The following is a 19,018-nucleotide window of genomic DNA, read 5'->3' as shown; positions in this document are numbered from 1 at the left end:
AATAAATATGTTTTTCAAACAACTGCCGACCAAAGAGGCCTCACTTTCCTACTTTTTCGGCTGTGCAGGCCACGGCCTGGCTGCCGCCGTCGATGTGGTCGCGGGCGACGAGGACTGGTTCATCGAGCAAGCCGAACAGGCCAATGTGCGCATCACCCATGTTATCGACACCCATGTTCATGCCGACCACTTTTCGGGTGGGCGGAAATTGGCCAAACGCATCGGCGCGCCTTACTACCTGCATGAGGCAGCGAAGGATTTTGTGAAGTTCGAACACACCTCGCTGGCCGACGGTCAGGTCCTGGACCTGGGCAATGTCAAGGTCAAAGTCATGCACACGCCGGGCCACACCATGGACAGCATGTGCCTGCTGGTGTCGGACGCGCGCCGGGGGCCGGAGCCTTGGTTTGTCATCACGGGAGACACCCTGTTTGTCGGAGCTGTGGGGCGTCCCGACCTGGCTGGCCGTGAGCAAGAGATGGCGGGGCTGCTGCACGACAGCCTGCACGAAAAGATTCTTATCCTGCCCAACGAAGTAGAAATCTTTCCTGGCCACCAAGCCGGTAGCGCCTGCGGCGTGGGACTTTCGGGCAAACCTTCCTCAACCGTCGGTTTTGAGAAGCGCTGGACTCCGGCGCTGTCGATGGACCGCGATGCGTTCGTGCACGAGTTGACCGCGAACATTCCGCCGCGCCCCGCCAACATGGACCAAATCGTGGCTACCAACATCGCGGCCTGACCCCATGGAACTCCGTCACGGTATCCACCACAACCTTGATCAGTTCCTGCATCAACTACTTCAGGTGCTGCTGGTAGGCCTCACCCTCGGCATGACCCGTACGGTCGTGCCCGCGCTGGCTGAATCCGATTTCGGCGTTCCGAAAAATTCATTCTTGTTGCTGAGCTCGTTTGTGGTTGCCTTTGGCATCGTGAAGGGGGCGATGAACTTCGTCGCCGGTCGTGTGTCTGAGCGCATCGGTCGCAAGAAGGTGCTTCTCGTGGGCTGGGCAGTGGCGTTGCCCATTCCCGTGATGATCTGGCAGGCTCCCAACTGGAACTGGATCGTGGCGGCGACCATGCTGCTGGGCGTCAACCAAGGGCTGACATGGTCGATGACGCAGACGTCCAAGCTGGACATCACGCGGCTTGAAGAGCGCGGACTGACCTTGGGGCTCAATGAGTTTGCAGGCTATGTGGGCGTGGCGATTGCTGGCATTCTCACGGCCTACCTTGCTGCTCACTTCGGCGCTCGCCAAGGGCTGTTGGTGTTTGGACTGACCGTCATCGTTCTGGCACTGATACTTACACAACTCTGGGTCAAGGACACGTTGCCTTGGGCCAAGGCAGAAGCCGCCAAGCATGCTCCGGGAGTTGCGCAGTCACTCCGGCCACGCTATCCCGACGGTGTGTCCGAGAAGCCATCGACGAAGGAAATCTTCACGCTCATGAGCTGGCGAGACAAACGCTTAATGGCGTTCAGCCAGGCCGGCCTGGTGGAGAAGTTTGTCGATGCCCTGGTCTGGGTGTTCTATCCGGTGTTTTTGTATCAAAAAGGCGTCAGCCTTCCCAATGTGGGTTGGGTCATCGGCATTTATGGCTTTGTTTGGGGTGGATCGCAACTTTTCACAGGCCGACTTTCCGACCGTATAGGGCGGCACAAGCCCAATGTCGCCGGCATGTGGATCTGCGGCGCGGGCGTGGCTGCCATGATGCTTGGCGATGGCGTGGCGTGGTGGGCCGCATCGGCTGCAACGTCTGGCTTTGGCATGGCTTTGCTCTATCCGAACTTGTCGGCGGCAGTGGCAGACATCTCGCATCCGTCCTGGCGCGGATCGGCCATCGGCATCTACCGCTTCTGGCGCGACCTGGGCTACGGCATTGGCGCATTGGGCCTGGGCCTTGCCGCCCATTTCACCGGCCACAAGGAAGCCGCCTTCTGGTTTGTGGCTGTTTCTATGTTCGCCTCGGGCGCATTGCTTTGGTGGCTTGGAGAGGAGACCCATCCGCGCTTGAACCCGGCCGATTAGCGATATGAACAAAGGCACCATGGCGCCTTTGAGCCTTTACTTCTTCATCGCCTCGCCATGGCTCACATGCCAGAGCGCGTTGACAAGCCGTTGCCTATAAATGGGTGTTGAAACTTGAGGCTGAACGGGGGACTGTTTCTTGGTGGCACCCATACATTTCGGACTTGGTCCCCCCACGTGCCCCTTTTCGACTTCGGATTTGAGCTATTCCCCACGGTCCGTCGGATGCCTGACAATAAGGAAATTCTGTAAGTGCCCGTCAATAAACGTTTTTTGCTAGTCGATCTGCGTTAGTAAGTCACACATCGAATAGATTTCAATTTCAGAACATTTTTATGCGTGCGACTTTTTCTGATCACGTAAGTCATTGATGTCAAAAGAGAATTTTTCACCCGTCCCCGCAGTGACCCCATTTTCAGGCCATACACCGATGATGGTCCAGTACCTGGGCCTGAAGGCGGACTACCCCGACACCCTGCTGCTGTACCGCATGGGTGATTTTTACGAGCTGTTCTACACCGACGCCGAAAAAGCCGCACGCTTGCTCGACATCACGCTGACCCGGCGCGGCCAGTCTGCCGGCGAACCGGTGGTCATGGCCGGCGTGCCCTTTCATTCGCTCGAAGCTTATCTGGCCAAACTGATCAAGCTCGGCGAATCGGTGGCGATCTGCGAGCAGGTCGGCGATGTCGCCACTGCCAAGGGCCCGGTTGAACGCAAGGTGGTGCGCGTCGTCACCCCCGGCACGCTGACCGACACCGAGCTGCTCAGCGACAAGACCGAGTCCATCCTGCTGGCGGTGCACCAGGGCCTGCGTGACAGCTGCGGTCTGGCCTGGCTCAGCGTCACCCAGGGCGTGATCCACCTGGCGCACTGCGCCAGCGACGAGCTGGAGGCCTGGGTCGCACGCATCGCGCCCAGCGAGCTGCTTTACAACGTCGATGTCACCCCTGCTTTCGAGCAGCGTCTGAAAAACCATCGCTGCGCCGTCAGTGCGCGGCCGGCCTGGCAGTTTGATGCCGCACTCGGTGCGCGCCGCCTGCTGGCGCAGTTGCAGGTCGCTTCGCTCGCGTCCTGGAACGCCGAGGCCCTGCCCGAAGCCCATGCCGCCGCCTCCGCGCTGCTCGGTTACGCCGAACACACCCAGGGCCGGACCCTGCCGCATGTTCACAGCCTGCAGGTCGTGCGCGCTGGCGAGCTGATCGAGCTGCCGCAAACCACGCGGCGCAACCTCGAACTCACGCAGAACCTGCGCGGCGAGGATTCGCCCACGCTGTTTTCGCTGCTGGACACCTGCAGCACCGGCATGGGCAGCCGCGCGCTCAAGAGCTGGCTGCTCGGCCCCCGGCGCGAGCGCAGCCAGGCGCAGGCGCGGCTGGACGCGATCACGGTGCTGCGTGGCGGCCTGCAGCAGCAACTGCGTGCCGGGCTCAAGGGCTGCAGCGACGTCGAACGCATCACCGCCCGCATCGCGCTGCGCCAGGTACGCCCGCGCGAGCTGGTGGCGCTCCGCCAGACGCTACAAAAAACAGAGCAACTCGCGCCCGTCCAGCAAGGGCTGGAGGCACTTTTGGCAAGTATTTTCGAGGACATGCAGGCACCACCCGAGTGCGCGGCCCTGCTGGGCCGGTATGTGCTGGAAGAACCAGCCGCGTTGATCCGCGACGGCGGTGTGATCAACCACGGCTGCGACGCCGACCTCGACGAGTTGCGCGCCATCCAGACCAACTGCGACGGCTTTTTGCTGGACCTCGAAGGCCGCGAGCGGGCCCGCACCGGCATCTCCAACCTGCGCGTGCAGTTCAACAAGGTGCACGGTTTCTACATTGAGGTCACGCAGGGCCAGGCGGCCAAGGTGCCGGACGACTACCGGCGCCGCCAGACCCTGAAAAACGCCGAGCGCTATATCACGCCTGAGCTCAAGGCTTTTGAAGACAAGGCCCTGTCCGCGCAGGAGCGCGCGCTGGCACGCGAAAAATGGTTGTACGAGCAGCTGCTCAACGAGCTGCAGAACTTCGTGCCCGCGCTGAGCCGGCTGGCGCGCGCGCTGGCCAGCCTGGACGCGCTGTGTGCCCTGGCCGAACGCTCACTCACGCTCAATTGGGCAGCGCCCGTGTTTGTCAAAGAGCCCTGCATAGCCATCCGCGAAGGCCGGCATCCGGTGGTGGAAGCCCGCCTTGGCGAGCTGGGCGGCGGCGCCTTCATTGCCAACGACTGCGACCTGGGCGGCAAAAGCCGCATGCAGATCATCACCGGCCCCAACATGGGCGGCAAATCAACCTACATGCGCCAGGTAGCGCTGATAACTCTGCTGGCCAGCATGGGGTCCTACGTGCCGGCGGCAAGCTGCCGTCTTGGCCCCATCGACGCCATCCTGACCCGCATCGGCGCGGCCGACGACGTGGCCAACGCGCAATCCACCTTCATGCTGGAGATGCTGGAAGCCGCGCAAATTCTGCATGCCGCCACACCGCATTCCCTGGTGCTGATGGACGAAATTGGTCGCGGCACCTCCACCTTCGACGGCCTGGCGCTGGCCGGCGGCATCGCTGCCCACCTGCACAACAAGACCCAGGCCTTCACGCTGTTTGCCACGCATTATTTCGAGCTGACCGAATTTCCGGCGCGTCACCATGCCGCCGTCAACGTGCATGTCAGCGCGGTTGAATCCGGCGCCGACATCGTTTTCCTGCACCATATCGAGCCCGGCCCGGCCAGCAAGAGTTACGGCATCGCCGTGGCCAAACTTGCCGGCATACCCGCCGGGGTGGTCAACCACGCGCGCCATGCACTGGCCGCGCTGGAGACCCAGCAGGACGCGGCCCGCGCGCAGGTGGATCTGTTTGCGGCGCCACCAGAGCAGCCCGCCGCCGAACCCAGCCGGGTTGAAAAAGCCCTGCAAGGCATGAACCCCGATACGCTGAGCCCCCGCGAAGCGCTGGACGCCCTGTATCAACTTAAAAAAATCGCTGCTCTCTGAGCAGCCCCCCTTCCCAACGATTGCCCTCCATGACTTATTGCGTCGCCATCAAACTCAATGCCGGACTGGTGTTTCTCTCGGACTCCCGCACCAATGCCGGGCTGGATCAGATCAGCACCTTCCGCAAGATGATCATTTATGAAAAACCGCAGGACCGCTTCATGGTGCTGCTGTCGGCCGGCAACCTGTCGATCTCGCAGTCGGTGCGCGAAATTTTACAGATCGAACAGCTCAAGGACCCGGAGGGCGGCCCGCCCATCACCATCTGGAACGCCAAGAGCATGTTCGACGCGGCGCGTGTGCTGGGCTCAGCCATCCGCCGTGTGCACGAACGCGACGCCGACGACCTGAAACACGCCGGCGTCGAGTTCAATGTCTCACTGATTTTCGGCGGGCAGATACGCGACGAAGGCATGCGTTTGTTCCAGTTGTACTCGGCCGGCAACTTTATCGAAGCCACGCCCGAGACGCCTTACTTCCAGGTTGGCGAGTCCAAATACGGCAAACCGGTGCTGGACCGCGTGATCATGCCCGACACGCCGCTGGACGAAGCCGCCAAGTGCGCGCTGGTGTCCATGGACTCGACGCTCAAGTCCAACCTTTCCGTTGGCCTGCCGCTGGACATGGTCGTGTATGAAGTCAATGCGCTGCAAAGCGACAAGGTGGTCTGCATCGACCACGAAAACCCCTACTTCCGCATGCTGCACGACAACTGGGGCAAAAAACTGCGTGAGGTGTTTGACAGCATTGAAGACCCGATGTGGACCGGCGGTGAGACCGAGGTGCCACTGCTGACCCCGCTGACGCGCAACCAGCCCCTCAAGAAAATCACCTCACCTGAAGAAAAGCTGATTTAGTGTCCGCGTCTTCCAAACCTCTCATTGTTTTCTCCCACGGCAACAGCTTTCCCGCAAGCACCTATGGCGTGTTGTTCCAGAGCCTGAAGGCACGCGGTTTTCAGGTTCAGGCGATAGAAAAATTCGGCCACGACCCGCGTTACCCGGTGACCAGCAACTGGCCGCATCTGGTGCAGCAGCTGGCAGACTTCAGCGCCGAGGCCGTTCAGAAAACCGGCCAGCCTGTATTTCTGGTCGGCCACTCTCTGGGCGGCTTCCTGAGCCTGATGTGCGCCGCACGCAACCCGGTGCTCGGCGGCCAGCCGGTGCGCGGTGTGTTGCTGATCGACTCACCGATCCTGGGCGGCTGGCGCGCCGCCGCGCTCAGCGTGGCCAAACGCGCGCAGCTGGTCGGTTCGATCTCGCCCGGCGCAGTGAGCCGCAAACGCAAACACCAGTGGCTGGGCCAGGCCGAGGTGCTGGCGCACTTTCGCAGCAAGAAGGCTTTTGCGCAGTGGGACGAGCAGGTGCTGCTCGACTACATCGAACACGGCACGCATGACGCCCAAGGCGAAGGTGACAACCAGCGCCTGCTGAGCTTCGACCGCGATGTGGAAACCGTGATCTACAACACGCTGCCGCACAACCTCGAGGGCATTCTCAAGCGGCATCCGCTCACATGCCCGGTAGCCTTTATCGGCGGGCGCCAGTCGGCCGAAATGAAACAGGTGGGCATGGCCATGACTGAAAAAGTCACCAAAGGCCGCATCATGATGCTCGACGGCAGCCACCTCTTTCCCATGGAAAAACCGCTGGCTACGGCTGCGGCCATCGAGGCCTCGCTGCGCAACATGATGGACTGAACCGCGCGCCTCAGAGGCGCTGCGCTTTCAAGCCGTCCAGCTGATCCAGCCCATCTGCGCCGTCACCAGCACCACCCCACCGAACACGATGCGGTACCAGGCAAACGGCACAAAACTGTGGGTCGCGATGTAGCGCAACAGCCAGCGTATGCACAGCCAGGCGCTGATGAATGAAAACAGCAGGCCGACGCCGAACATCGGCACGTCGGCCACCGACAGCAGCGCGCGGTCCTTGTACAGGCTGTAGACGCCGGCGCCGATCAGCGTCGGGATCGCCAGGTAAAACGAAAAATCAGTCGCCGCCTTGCGCGACAGCCCGAGCAACATGCCGCCAATGATGGTGGCGCCGCTGCGGCTGGTGCCGGGGATCATGGCCAGGCACTGCACCAGGCCGATCTTGAGCGCGTCCATCACGGTCATCGCCTCGACCTCCTGGATACGCGCCGCAGCCGGGTTCATTTGCTGGCGCCGCTCGGCCCACAGGATGATGAAGCCGCCAAGGATGAAGGTACTGGCCACCACCATCGGCGTGAACAGGTTGGCCTTGATGGCCTTGCCGAACAGCAGGCCTAGCAGCACCGCCGGCACAAAAGCCACGAAGACGTTCAGCGCAAACTGCTGAGCCTGTTTTTCAGTCGGTAGCGCCATCAGCGTGTCGCAGATCTTCTGCCAATAAACCAGAATCACTGCAAAAATGGCGCCGGTCTGGATCGCGATGTCAAAGACCTTGGCTTTGTCGTCGTCAAAACCCAGCAACGCCCCCGCCAGGATCAGGTGGCCGGTGGAAGAAATCGGCAAAAACTCGGTCAGGCCCTCGACGATGCCCATGACGGCCGCCTTGATCAGCAATGTGATGTCCACGAAAGCTCCAGAAAGATAAGGCGTGATTATCGCTGTGCCGCCCACGCCGCCCTGAGGCGCTTCCCGTCAGCCGGCTGTACAGTCGGCAGTTCCGGGCGATGAAAGCGTCGTTGTTCAATAGGCCCCGATCACCCTCATGACTGATTCCGTCACGCCCCACACCGTCCTCGACTTCTGGCTGGGCGACAACTTCTCCACGGGCTGGCCCAGCCGCGACATGGGCAAGCAGTGGTTCGGCGGTTCGACCGAGCTGGACCAGGACATCGAGCGCCGCTTCGGCCAGCAGGTCGGGCAGGCACTGGCGGGCGGACTGACCGAGTGGGAACCGCAGCCGCTGGACCGCCTGGCCCTGGTCATCCTGCTGGACCAGTTTCCGCGCAATATCTTTCGCGGCAAGACCCAAGCCTTTGCCGGCGACACGCGGGCGCAGCAACTGGTGGCAGATGCGCTGGCGCAGGGCATGGATGAGCAACTCCCATGGGTAGGCCGGGTATTTTTGTACATGCCGCTCATGCACGCCGAAGACCTGGCGCTTCAGGAAGAAGGCGTGCAGCGCTTTCGCGACCTCACCGCCGCCGCGCCCGCCGACCTGCACGCCACGCTGACCAGCAGCCTGCGTTTTGCCGAGCAGCACCGCGACATCATCGCGCGCCTGGGGCGCTTTCCCTACCGCAACAGCGTGTTGGGGCGCACCAATACGTCGTTGGAGTTCGAATTCCTTAAAAACGGCCCGCGCTTCGGGCAATAGGCCCGATTGCACCAAAGCTCTCCGGCAAGCTCGCCCGGACACTTGTTTTATGGCGAGCGGCCAGCCGGAGGACAACAAGGACCAACCCGCAGGCGGCGGACTGGACGACGATTCGCACCTGCACGCCTTATGCGTCGCCTCCTACACCGCCAGCCCACCTCTAGGGGTGTACTCACCATAGTCCCAAAAAAGAGGCCGGGCAGAGGCCGGGCAGAGGCCCAGAACAGCAAAGTTGCAAAGTAGCAGGGCGTAAGCAAACGTTGAAAGGGGTGAGTTCCATGAGAAGCACACACAACACCATCCGCGCACTGGCCATCGGTATTGGCCTGACCCTGCTGGTCGTCACCGGCACTGCTTCCATGATGGCCGCCTTTGCCAGCCCTGCCCCCGCCACCGACATCTACCGCCGCGCCGTTGCCACGCCCGCCTACGAGCCCGCGCGCCATCTCGTCACCGCTCACGACACCGTGCTGTACCGGCGCGCTCTGATGTCCGACGGTCGCACCCAGTGGGTGCTGATTGAAGAACCCAGCACCTCGCTGGCAGCCATGTCCGCGCGCGATGACGCCACCAGTGGCACTGAAAACACAACTTCTGTCTATCCGACGCAGGCCCAGACAGTGAGCTACACCCTGGTTGTCAAACCTGCGGGCTTGAGCAAAACGGTTAAAAATTGCAGCCGTTCGGCGTACGACGCCTACGACATTGCCTGCAACACGGTCAGTTGATCGCTACCAAAGTAGCCGTGCCGCTACCATAATGGTTCAAGCAGGCCGCCAAAAACGGCTTGCCTGAGGCTTGGGCTGTTCAACAGCCCGCGCAAAAAGTCCAGAACGCCCATGCACTGGCATGGGGCTTTGCCATCGATCAACGGGCCGCGCCCATCGGCGTACCCATCACCGGAAACTGCCTTGAACACAACAGCACGTCCCCGCCCCGGTTTGAACCACCTGCTCAAAGGTTTGCTTGCGGCTGTAGCGGCGACGACGCTGCTCGGGGCCTGTGGGTCGCGCCCATTGAGCCAATTGAGCCAGTACCTGACGCAGCAACCCACCCTGCCTGCCGACATCCGGGTACCCACCGGCCACCAGGCTGTGCTGGAGGCCACGGGCAGCGGCGAGCTTCAGTACGAATGCCAGGCCATCAACCGCACGCCTTTTAAATACGCCTGGTTGCCCCGCGACCGCAGCATTGAGCTCAGGGACAGCGCCAACAGCAGCATCGTGCTGTCACGCAACGCCCGAAGCTGGGTACACCGTGACGGGTCCGCGTTGGCCGTGCGCGAGTTTGTCGAAGTGCCCAACGGCGCGCACAGCCTGCCGCTGCAGCGCGCGCGGGTCGAGCCTTCCGAGCTGAACGGGGCGTTACACAACATCAGCTATATCCAGCGCATCCGGACGGTCGGCGGCGTGCCCTCCGTGCGCAACTGCAGTGCAGCCGAACTCGGTATGCGCGTGAGTGTGCCGTACGAGGCCGACTACGTGTTCTGGCGCCCGACATCGTCTTGAGTCAAGCCCGTAAAAAAGCCCACGGGCATGACGCCTCCGGGCTTTTTCACGGCACCTGCGCCGCGTCGACGGACGTGATCAATCATCGTGGCCGTGACCCCGGTGCTTGCCATGGCCCCGGTGGTGACCGTCACGGCCTCGGTAACCCTGGCCGTGGCCAGGGTGTCGGTAGTAGCCACCCCCGTAATAAACCGGGGGCGGCGCCACATACACCGGCGCCTGCACATAGATCGGGTGCGGGGTGTAGAACGGACGCGGCTGCACGTAAACCGGTTGCGGCTGCCCGTACACCGGCTGCGGGTGGTAGCCATACGCGGGCTGGGAATAGACCGGGGCGCTGTAAACCGGGTAGGCGTTGCTGGCGCCGATCACCAGACCCGGCGTGCCGATGCCGATGGAAAAACTCACGTCGCTGCGCGCATGGGCGCCGCCAGAAAACCCCATCGCGGCCACCGCCACCGCAGCAGAAGCGCCCGCTATCAGCAGGGTCCGGGTGGACGAAACGGAACGGGTGACGGACTTGAGCATTGATCTCTCCTGGTTGGGGCGCTTGGTGCGGGTGTGCGTATTAAACATGCCCGCCGGTCATCTGCCTACCCGATGCTCTGTGAAGTCCGTAGCCAAAAGTAACGTCAGGGCCAGCTTTACACACGGTCACCCCCTAGAATCAAACGCATGACCTCCCCCGCCGACAAAGAAAACGTCAAACCCAGCAATTTCCTGCGCCAGATCATTGAAAAAGACCTGGCCGAAGGCACCTACGCCGCCCGCCAATGGGGCGGCAGCCCCGGCGACGCAGCCCACCATGCCGCCGGCCAGAGCGACCCGGCCAAAGTGCGCCTGCGCTTTCCGCCCGAGCCCAACGGCTACCTGCACGTCGGTCACGCCAAAAGCATCTGCCTGAACTTTGGCCTGGCGCGCGACTACGGCGGTGTCTGCCACCTGCGTTTTGACGACACCAACCCCGAAAAAGAAGACACCGAATACGTTGATTCGATCAAGGACGCCGTGTTGTGGCTGGGTTTTGACTGGCACAACGGCGGTGAAAACAACCTCTACCAGGCCAGCGACTACTTTGACTTCATGTACCGCGCCGCCGAATATTTGATCGAATCCGGCAACGCCTATGTGGACGAGCAAAGCGCCGACGAGATGCGCCACAACCGCGGCGACTTCGGCAAGCCCGGCACCAACAGCCCCTTCCGCGCCCGCACAACGGCCGAGAACCTGGCGCGCTTTCGTGAGATGCGTGACGCCAAGCTGCCCGACGGCGCCGCCGTGCTGCGCGCCAAGATCGACATGGCCTCGCCCAACATCAATATGCGCGACCCGGCGATTTACCGCATACGCCGCGCGCACCACCACAACACCGGCGACAAATGGTGCATCTACCCGATGTACACCTATGCGCACCCGATTGAAGACGCGCTGGAGCAGATCACCCACAGCATCTGCACGCTGGAGTTTGAAGACCAGCGCCCGTTTTACGACTGGCTGCTGGACCGCCTGGCTGAAGAAACAACACTGCCCGATGGGCGTGTTGTGGGCGGCCTGATCGCCACGCCGCACCCGCGCCAGTATGAGTTTGCGCGGCTCAACCTGACGTATGTGATGACCAGCAAACGCAAGCTTGCGCAACTGGTGACTGAAAAACGCGTCAGCGGCTGGGACGACCCCCGCATGCCAACCATCGTCGGCCTGCGCCGCCGTGGCTACACGCCAGAAAGCATTCAATTGTTTGCCGAGCGCATCGGCGTGACCAAAAGCGACAGCTGGATTGACTACAGCACACTCGAAGGCGCGCTGCGCGACACGCTGGACCCGATCGCCCCCCGCGCCATGGCCGTGCTGGACCCCGTCAAGCTGGTGCTGACCAACTGGGATGAGGTCATGGGTGCGGGCGCGCTGGACGATTGCTCTGCCCCCGTGCACCCGCATCTGCCCGACCTGGGCAAACGCCATTTCAAAATCGGCAAAGAAGTGTGGATTGAACGCACCGACTACGAAGAAACGCCCCCCAAAGGTTTCTTCCGCCTCTTCCCCGCGCACACCAATGCCAGCGGCCAGGCCATCGCCGCCAGCAAGGTTCGCCTGAAATACGGCCACGTCATCGAATGTGTGGGCGCGACCAAAGACGCGAACGGCAACGTCACCGAAGTGCAAGCCAGACTGATCCCCGACACCAAAAGCGGCACCCCCGGCTCAGACGCCATCAAGGTCAAAGGCGTGATCACCTGGGTGGGCGTGAACGATGCGGTGCAAGCCGAGGTGCGTTTGTACGATCGCCTGTTCACGGTCGAGCACCCCGGCACCGGCGACCATGATTTTCTGGAAGAACTCAATACCGACAGCCTGAAAACGGTGACGGCGTTTGTGGAGCCATCACTGGCCAATGTGCCAGCGGGGACGCGTTTTCAGTTTGAGCGGCATGGGTACTTTGTGACGGACCTGGTTGACCACAAAGTCGGCAAAGTCGTGTTCAATCGGGTGACGGGGATGAAAGATAGCTGGGTGAAATGAGACCATGGAGACAACAGCTTATTTTCGCAACGATGTGATGGCCAAAAGGCCTTTCCAGATCGGAGATTCTCACCATGAAAATTTCATACGATAAAGCGACCGACTCCCTTTACATTCACCTTGCAGACCGGGCATCGGTGGACTCTGATGAGGTGAAAGACGGCGTGGTGCTCGACTTTGACGCCAACGGCGCCCTGGTCGGTATTGACGTGCAGCACGCCAGCCAGCGGGCGGACATCCACAACTTGTCAGTGTCCCATCTACCGCTAGGAGCACTGCTGGCCGCGTGAGGTCTGGCAGTCAAATAGAAATTGCTCGCGGCACCGCGCGTCGGACTTATGGCGAGGAACTGGAAAAATGGCTCAAGCAAAAACAGCTCGCCCAATGACCAAGACAACCCCACCCCGCCCCGCAACTGCCAGAGACAAGGTGACAAAGGCATTGAAGCAGGCATCTGCGCAAGCGAAAAAACAGCTCGCACATCAAGGATTGAAGCTGCCAACCCAAAGCTGGACCGGGTCCACAGTGCGCAACCCTGCGGTTTGAACACGGCCACTTTATGGAATGCACACGCGGATGACAATGATTCTCTGGAGAACCTGAATCCGGCCAATCTGAGCGTGATAACGCTCATTTAAAACCTTCACGGGCGGATATAGAAGGTGCCAACGCTGCCTGTGTGAGTGGGAATTTTGCTACGGACTTGGTAGATCACTCCGCAGATAAAATTATATTCAATGGGTAAAGGGAATGAAAGAGTTCTGAAAACAAGAAAGTGAGTCAGTCATGGGAGGAAAAAATCCATCATATTGGTTTGTGGGTGCGAGCTACGGTGGGACAGATGATCAAACGACTCGCTTCCTTCAAGCGGGAATTTGGGAAAACGGATATGAGGACAAGTACCTCGATATTGTTCGAGCAATGCAACCCGGCGAGCGTATCGCCATCAAGGCAACTTACACCAAAAAGCACGGACTGCCCTTCGACAGTCGCGGACTGACCGTTTCGGTGATGGCCATCAAAGCGATCGGCATGATTACTGAGAACCCTGGCGATGGTCGTCAAGTGAAAGTTGACTGGACGCCGATTGATTCTCCCAAGCTTTGGTACTTCTATACCTATCAGCCAACCATCTGGCGTATTCAACGTAACAAGTGGGCCGCTGAGGCACTGATCGACTTCACATTCGCGGGCGCCACACAAGACATTGACCGCTTCCGTAACGCACCTTACTGGGCTGAACGCTTTGGTGATGTGGCCCCAAACAAGCGGCGGTTTGGCTGGACAACGTTCTACGAAGCGATTGCCGACAAGTTGCTCGATTTTCGCAACAACCGTTCGGCCTTGGTCGCCGGCATCCGAGATATTGCCGGGCGAGTCGACGGCCTCGGACATTTGGCCGACGATAAATATGTAGACGGCACAACAGGCTTCGTCCGGGATATTTGCCCATTCACGACCATTGGCTTATTCAACCGGGGGATCAGCAACGTCAACCGGAAAGTTATTGCAACTGAACTGGCAAAATTTCTGGGTGTCACCGTGCCGTTGCCAACGTCCTTTGAAGGCATACCGGTACTGAATAATTTGAAGTCTTGGTATTTTGGCTTTGAAAATGTCCGTCCTGCCGATCACATTGATGCACTGTGGAATGTGTTTGCTACGGGCATTCGGCTAGCCGACTCAGCGGATGCCAAGGTTCAGGATGATTTCGGGGCGGCGTTCGACAGTGCAAATGGCCGTCGCGGAGTTGCATGGAATCTCACCTTCGGCCTTTATTGGGTACGGCCGTGGTCGTTCCTGAGTCTCGATAGCGGCTCACAAAGCTACATAACGAAAGCGCTGGGTATTCCCATCGGCCTACACGGGCCCAAGAAGCGTTGCAATGCTGCCGATTACCTGACGGCGATGGATATCCTGGAATCAAAATTCCAGGATGAGGGATTTCCGGTTCATTCATTCCCCGAACTGTCGCTGGCGGCGTGGAATTACAAGGAGCCCGAGGCGATACCCTCGGGGTCTGAGGAGGACGATGGTGATGCCGGAGAAGCGTCGGCGGCAAGCGATGAGGCTGCCGATTTAGCCGCTGAGCCATATTCCATCGACGACATTCTGGCTGACGGTTGCTTCATGGAGCGCGTCGAACTTGAGCGGCTGATTGATCGCCTGCGAGCCAAGAAAAATCTGATTCTGCAAGGTCCGCCTGGAACCGGAAAGACTTGGTTGGCAAAACGCCTGGCTTTTGCCCTGATTGGGCAGCGTGATCATCTCAAGCTGCGGGCGGTTCAATTCCACCCTAATCTTTCTTATGAGGATTTTGTCCGTGGCTGGCGGCCATCGGGTGATGGTAAGTTGTCGCTGGTCGATGGCGCGTTCATGGAGGCTGTGGAGGCCGCACGCGGAACATCCCATCCTTACGTTGTCGTGATCGAAGAAATAAACCGAGGCAACCCCGCACAAATTTTCGGTGAAATGCTGACCCTGCTGGAAGCGGACAAGCGATCACCACACGAAGCCTTGGAGCTATGCTATCGGCGAAAATCCGATGAGCGGATCTACATTCCTGACAATCTGTATGTGATCGGCACAATGAATATTGCGGATCGCTCGCTCGCGTTGGTTGATCTCGCGTTGCGTCGCCGATTCGCCTTTGTGGATCTCGAGCCTAGGCTGGGGCAGCTGTGGCGCAATTGGTTGATCGGCCACTGCGGCATCGCCCCTCAGCTGGTGGACGACATCGAACACCGTATTGTCAGGTTGAATGCGGAGATTGCTGCGGATTCAACGCTGGGTCGCCAATTCCGTATCGGTCACAGCTATGTGACCCCACCCGTAGGCGCTATCAACGGTGATGCTCGGGAGTGGTTCCGCCAAATGGTGGCAACGGAGATTGGCCCGCTGCTCGAGGAATACTGGTTTGATGCCCTGGACAAGGCACGGGCCGCTCGACAGCGACTGGTCGAAGGTTTGTAATGCTTTCAGCTGCGTCTACGGAAGCCGAGCCTCTGGATGCGCGCGGGCATGTTGGCCGCATTCCTGTTCGCAACCTATGGCTGTTGATGCTTTACGCCTCCGATCTTTTCCGTCAAATCGGCCGGGGAAAGGTTTCTGTTGAGGAAAATGCAGCCGATATTCCCGATCTCGTGGCTGAGATATTGGCCCATGCCGTCGAGGAACGCTTGTACCGGAATCTCAGCTCAGGTTTTCGCCACCGCGAGGCTGAATTGAGCCGAGTACGTGGACGCATTGACTTACTGACCACGGAACGGCACCAGCTTCTTGCTCGTGGAAAAGTGGCTTGCCGGTTCGAAGAGCTAACGATCAACACTCCGCGCAACCGCTATGTTCTCGCAGCTCTGGAGGTCATCGCCGGAGTAGTGCAACAACCTGCTCTTTCACATCGTTGCCGGAAACTCGCCAACGCCCTGAAACGACTCGGAGTATCAGGCATTCGTCCTACTCGCACCGAAGTTAGCACTGACCGCTTCGGACGTAACGATGCCAATGATCGATTCATGGTCGCAGCGGCCAGGTTGGCGTTAGATATTGCGCTTCCCACTGAGGATGAAGGCAGCGAGTTTCTCGCGTCACCCGCCCGTGACGAGACTTGGGCACGCCACCTTTACGAGAAAGCTGTTGCTGGCTTTTACGATGTCGTGCTGCCCTCCAGTGGCTGGCAGGTTTATGCCGAAAAGCCACTGAGCTGGCAGATCGCTCAAAAAACCACGGGTATCGATGCAATTTTTCCGTCTATGCGAACGGACGTTGTGCTCGATCATGTTGGCGACGGCCGCCGCGTCGTGATCGACACCAAGTTCACATCGATAGTGAAGAAGGGTCGATTCCGGGAAACTTCGTTAAATAGTGGCTATGTTTATCAAATCTACGCATACTTGTTTTCTCAAGAGGGGCGCGGCGACGTTCTTGCAGACCATGCATCCGGCTTACTTTTACATCCGTCGATTGGTGAAATGATCGATGAAACAGTTTTTATCCAAGGACACGCCATTCGTTTTGCGACCGTGGATTTAGCCGCTCCTGCGGCTGAAATCCGGTCTCAGCTACTCCGTATGAGTAAGTCTACGTTTTGAGATGAGCGACTGACAATTGTGAAATTGGGGTTCAATTCAAACTCCCTGGTAGCGCAGCCAGTCGCTATACATTTTGCGAATCAACTCACAGTCACAGAGGCCAACACATGGCAAAAACTGCAAAAACAAGTCGCCTGACCCTTACACCCAAAGCGCTTCAAAAAGCCTTGGAGCAATCAGCCCAGCAAGCGCAAAAACTGGCTGACGCGTTTGGTGTGAAGGTGCCTTTTACCAAGACTGCCAAGACCAAAACACCAAACGCTTCGCGCTAGATGACTGAGGCACCAATTAACCCACGCACACTCCATGCCCAATCGCTCTAATCAGCGCAAACACATTGCCTTTACAGCCTTGCCCCGCCACAAGCGGCGCAGCGCCGTGGTTCGCCTGGGCTGGCGCATTCAACGTAGTGCCATCCAAACTGGCATCACGGAATTCTGGACTGATGAGTTGCTTGAAGACCCGAGAGAGCCCGAGCGCCAACATCAATGGACTGATGTGTATTTTCTGGGGCGCGACCGCTTCACGCTTTGGAATGCAGAAATTATCACCACCAAGCTGGCGATAGAGGATGCCATCCGTGAGCGCGCCTTCACCGCCGCCTGGGCGCGCTTGAGTGCTGATGAGCAGAAGCGTGAATCTTCTTTTGAGACCATAGCTGTGCCGCGTAAACGGGCGGGGGATATGCGTCTACGTGAATGGGTACGGCAGCCTGACACCTGCTACCCGCAGTTTGATAGGCGCACCTTCGTGCAAGAGTGTGCTCGGCTTGAAGCCGATATCCGGGCAACAGAGCCACCAGAAATTGGTGAAACCTTCACGACTGACCGTCAGTACGCCTATGGCATCGGCCTGCATGCTGTAGTAGCAGAAACCAACATGAACCACGATGCCATCGTCCGAACCATTCACCGGTTTCGAGACATTGGGGAGCGGGACTGGCATCAAATGAAATAGAACTGGCTGATGCATTCAGCATCGACAAGCACTTTCAAGCGCTACAAATTCAATAGCTACTCGCGTATATTTCATGGGAGCTAAAGGCAAATTTGTCACATAATTTCCCTGTACCGTTAAACTTGAGCCCATGCCGACCCTCGCCATCTTTTTCGGAATCATCGTTCGTATGGGGCAAGACAATTGGCAACGCGCCCAGCGCTTTGAACCGCTGGACCGCATTCAAGGAGCTGACCGTGATTAAAGTGCTCAATGCCCGCTTGGTTGATACTTTCAAACTTGAAATTGACTTCAGCGATCACACGCAAGGTGTGTTCGATGCGGCTTCGTACCTTGCCAAGCGCTCGGGGCCGTTATTGGACAAACTGCGGGACGCTTCTTACTTCTCCCGATTTTTCATTGATGCCGGTGCCCTGTGCTGGCCCAACGGGCTGGAGATTTCGCCAGCAAAAGTCCACGAACTCTCTGTAGTTCACACAGATGCATAGCCTGTTACCTTTGAGATGAGTATTTCACCCACCGCGGTGCGCTTCGACGATGACACCCTGTGGGTGAGCCTGTCGGACGGCCGCACGATTGCTGCGCCGCTCGCCTGGTTCCCTCGCCTGCTTGAAGCCACGCCCGAGCAACGCGCGCAAGTTGAATTGAGAAAAAATGGCCTGCATTGGGACGCACTGGACGAAGACATCTCCGTGGCCGGTTTGTTGGCCGGGCAGCCCGACTTGTCGCGGCGCGGGAGCCACTTGTCCGCCTAAGCGGATTGTTCATGCTACGTTTTTAATAGCTGCTTGCGCATATTTAACGAGGGCTACAGCCCGATTTAATCCAGAACCAACCCATGCCCCTCTCCTGGAACGAAATCAAGTCCCGCGCCCTTACCTTCAGCCGCACCTGGGCTGACGCGGCCAATGAAGACAGCCAGGGCAAGCCGTTCTGGATTGACTTCTTCGAGATCTTCGGCATCACCGACAAGCGCGTTGCCACGTTTGAGCACGCGGTCAAAAAGCTGCCAGGCCTGAACGGACTAAGGGCCAAAACGGACGGCTTTGTCGATTTGTTCTGGCCCGGCATGTTGCTGGTGGAGCAAAAGTCGCGTGGCAAAAATCTGGATGCCGCGCTCGCGCAGGCACTGTCTTACTTTCCTGGCCTGGCCGAACGGGACTTGCCGCAAATCATCATCGTCTGCGACTTTGCGCGCTTTCGGGTACACCGGCTGGCCACTGGCGAGACGATTGAGTTTGCACTCAAAGACCTGCACAAACACATCAAGCTGTTTGGCTTTGTGGCGGGCTACAAGGCGCAGACCATCCAGCCGCAGAACCCGGTTAACATCACGGCCGCCGAGCGCATGGGGCGGCTGCACGATGCGATGAAAGCCAGCGGCTACACCGGCCACCCGCTTGAAGTATTGCTGGTGCGGCTGCTGTTTTGCCTGTTTGCCGACGACACCGGCATCTTTCAGCCTGCGCAGGCGTTTCGCGCTTTCATTGAAGAGCGCACCGCAGCCGATGGCTCGGACCTGGGGTCGCGGCAGGGCCAACTGTTCCAGATTCTGAACACCGCCGACGGCGCGGGCAGCGTTGGTAACCATGAGAACAAACGCAGCAAGGCGCTCGACGAGCAAGTG

Annotated in this window: 19 protein-coding genes; 17 read left to right on the top strand and 2 right to left on the bottom strand. The window is 59.4% G+C overall.

Going from position 1 to position 19,018, the window contains the following annotated elements:
- The first annotated feature begins 7 nt into the window (after positions 1-7).
- The 5 genes from ACESMT_RS09600 (at position 8) to ACESMT_RS09580 (ending at position 6,706) form a co-directional block, all read left to right on the top strand.
- On the top strand, positions 8-739 hold the full coding sequence (locus ACESMT_RS09600) for an MBL fold metallo-hydrolase (protein ID WP_372826354.1): 732 nt from the start codon (positions 8-10) through the stop codon (positions 737-739).
- 4 nt (positions 740-743) lie between these two features.
- Positions 744-2,027, top strand: a complete 1,284-nt coding sequence (locus ACESMT_RS09595; protein ID WP_372826353.1) for an MFS transporter — start codon at positions 744-746, stop codon at positions 2,025-2,027.
- Positions 2,028-2,397: 370 nt separating this feature from the next.
- Positions 2,398-5,007, top strand: a complete 2,610-nt coding sequence (gene mutS / locus ACESMT_RS09590) for a DNA mismatch repair protein MutS (protein WP_372826352.1) — start codon at positions 2,398-2,400, stop codon at positions 5,005-5,007.
- Between the two features lie 29 nt (positions 5,008-5,036).
- Positions 5,037-5,864 (top strand): peptidase, encoded by an 828-nt coding sequence (locus tag ACESMT_RS09585; protein WP_372826351.1) that lies wholly within the window; start codon positions 5,037-5,039, stop codon positions 5,862-5,864.
- Positions 5,864-6,706, top strand: coding sequence for an alpha/beta fold hydrolase (locus ACESMT_RS09580; RefSeq protein ID WP_372826350.1), 843 nt, complete (start codon positions 5,864-5,866; stop codon positions 6,704-6,706). The genes ACESMT_RS09585 and ACESMT_RS09580 overlap by 1 nt, the downstream gene beginning before the upstream one ends.
- 27 nt (positions 6,707-6,733) lie before the next feature.
- On the opposite strand, the gene ACESMT_RS09575 is transcribed toward ACESMT_RS09580, so the two are convergent.
- Positions 6,734-7,567, bottom strand: a complete 834-nt coding sequence (locus ACESMT_RS09575; protein WP_372826349.1) for an undecaprenyl-diphosphate phosphatase — start codon at positions 7,565-7,567, stop codon at positions 6,734-6,736.
- Between the two features lie 136 nt (positions 7,568-7,703).
- Here ACESMT_RS09575 and ACESMT_RS09570 point away from each other — a divergent pair, with 136 nt between their 5' ends.
- The 3 genes from ACESMT_RS09570 (at position 7,704) to ACESMT_RS09560 (ending at position 9,823) form a co-directional block, all read left to right on the top strand.
- A complete protein-coding gene (locus ACESMT_RS09570) occupies positions 7,704-8,315 on the top strand; it encodes a DUF924 family protein (protein WP_372826347.1) in 612 nt (203 codons plus the stop codon).
- Between the two features lie 278 nt (positions 8,316-8,593).
- Positions 8,594-9,043, top strand: coding sequence for a hypothetical protein (locus tag ACESMT_RS09565; protein ID WP_372826346.1), 450 nt, complete (start codon positions 8,594-8,596; stop codon positions 9,041-9,043).
- Between the two features lie 183 nt (positions 9,044-9,226).
- Positions 9,227-9,823 carry a DUF3455 domain-containing protein gene (locus ACESMT_RS09560; RefSeq protein ID WP_372826344.1) on the top strand — a complete coding sequence of 199 codons (597 nt, stop codon included), beginning with the start codon at positions 9,227-9,229 and terminating at the stop codon, positions 9,821-9,823.
- A 78-nt stretch (positions 9,824-9,901) separates the two neighbouring features.
- Here ACESMT_RS09560 and ACESMT_RS09555 read toward each other — a convergent pair whose 3' ends face one another.
- A complete protein-coding gene (locus ACESMT_RS09555; RefSeq protein WP_372826343.1) occupies positions 9,902-10,351 on the bottom strand; it encodes a hypothetical protein in 450 nt (149 codons plus the stop codon).
- A 147-nt stretch (positions 10,352-10,498) separates the two neighbouring features.
- On the opposite strand from ACESMT_RS09555, the gene ACESMT_RS09550 reads away from it, so the two are divergent.
- The 9 genes from ACESMT_RS09550 to ACESMT_RS09510 all read left to right on the top strand — a co-directional run.
- A complete protein-coding gene (locus ACESMT_RS09550; protein WP_372826342.1) occupies positions 10,499-12,343 on the top strand; it encodes a glutamine--tRNA ligase/YqeY domain fusion protein in 1,845 nt (614 codons plus the stop codon).
- Positions 12,344-12,417: 74 nt separating this feature from the next.
- Complete coding sequence (locus ACESMT_RS09545) at positions 12,418-12,633, top strand: DUF2283 domain-containing protein (protein WP_305562555.1); 216 nt, start codon at positions 12,418-12,420, stop codon at positions 12,631-12,633.
- Positions 12,634-13,129: 496 nt separating this feature from the next.
- Positions 13,130-15,316: an AAA family ATPase gene (locus ACESMT_RS09540; protein ID WP_372826341.1), complete on the top strand. Its 2,187-nt coding sequence runs from the start codon at positions 13,130-13,132 to the stop codon at positions 15,314-15,316.
- Positions 15,316-16,434, top strand: coding sequence for a 5-methylcytosine-specific restriction endonuclease system specificity protein McrC (mcrC, locus tag ACESMT_RS09535; RefSeq protein WP_372826340.1), 1,119 nt, complete (start codon positions 15,316-15,318; stop codon positions 16,432-16,434). Before ACESMT_RS09540 ends, mcrC begins: the two co-directional genes overlap by 1 nt.
- 107 nt (positions 16,435-16,541) lie before the next feature.
- Positions 16,542-16,706, top strand: coding sequence for a hypothetical protein (locus ACESMT_RS09530; RefSeq protein WP_372826339.1), 165 nt, complete (start codon positions 16,542-16,544; stop codon positions 16,704-16,706).
- Between the two features lie 34 nt (positions 16,707-16,740).
- A complete protein-coding gene (locus ACESMT_RS09525) occupies positions 16,741-17,391 on the top strand; it encodes a hypothetical protein (RefSeq protein WP_372826338.1) in 651 nt (216 codons plus the stop codon).
- 236 nt (positions 17,392-17,627) lie between these two features.
- Positions 17,628-17,879 (top strand): DUF2442 domain-containing protein, encoded by a 252-nt coding sequence (locus tag ACESMT_RS09520; protein ID WP_372826337.1) that lies wholly within the window; start codon positions 17,628-17,630, stop codon positions 17,877-17,879.
- Positions 17,880-17,894: 15 nt separating this feature from the next.
- On the top strand, positions 17,895-18,146 hold the full coding sequence (locus ACESMT_RS09515) for a DUF2442 domain-containing protein (protein WP_372826336.1): 252 nt from the start codon (positions 17,895-17,897) through the stop codon (positions 18,144-18,146).
- A gap of 83 nt (positions 18,147-18,229) precedes the next feature.
- Positions 18,230-19,018 (top strand): type IIL restriction-modification enzyme MmeI (locus ACESMT_RS09510; RefSeq protein WP_372826335.1); only part of this gene is annotated, 789 nt, incomplete at its 3' end.

Source organism: Polaromonas sp., assembly GCF_041689105.1.
Lineage (GTDB): Bacteria > Pseudomonadota > Gammaproteobacteria > Burkholderiales > Burkholderiaceae_C > Polaromonas.
This window is presented reverse-complemented; position numbering and strand designations above follow the sequence as displayed.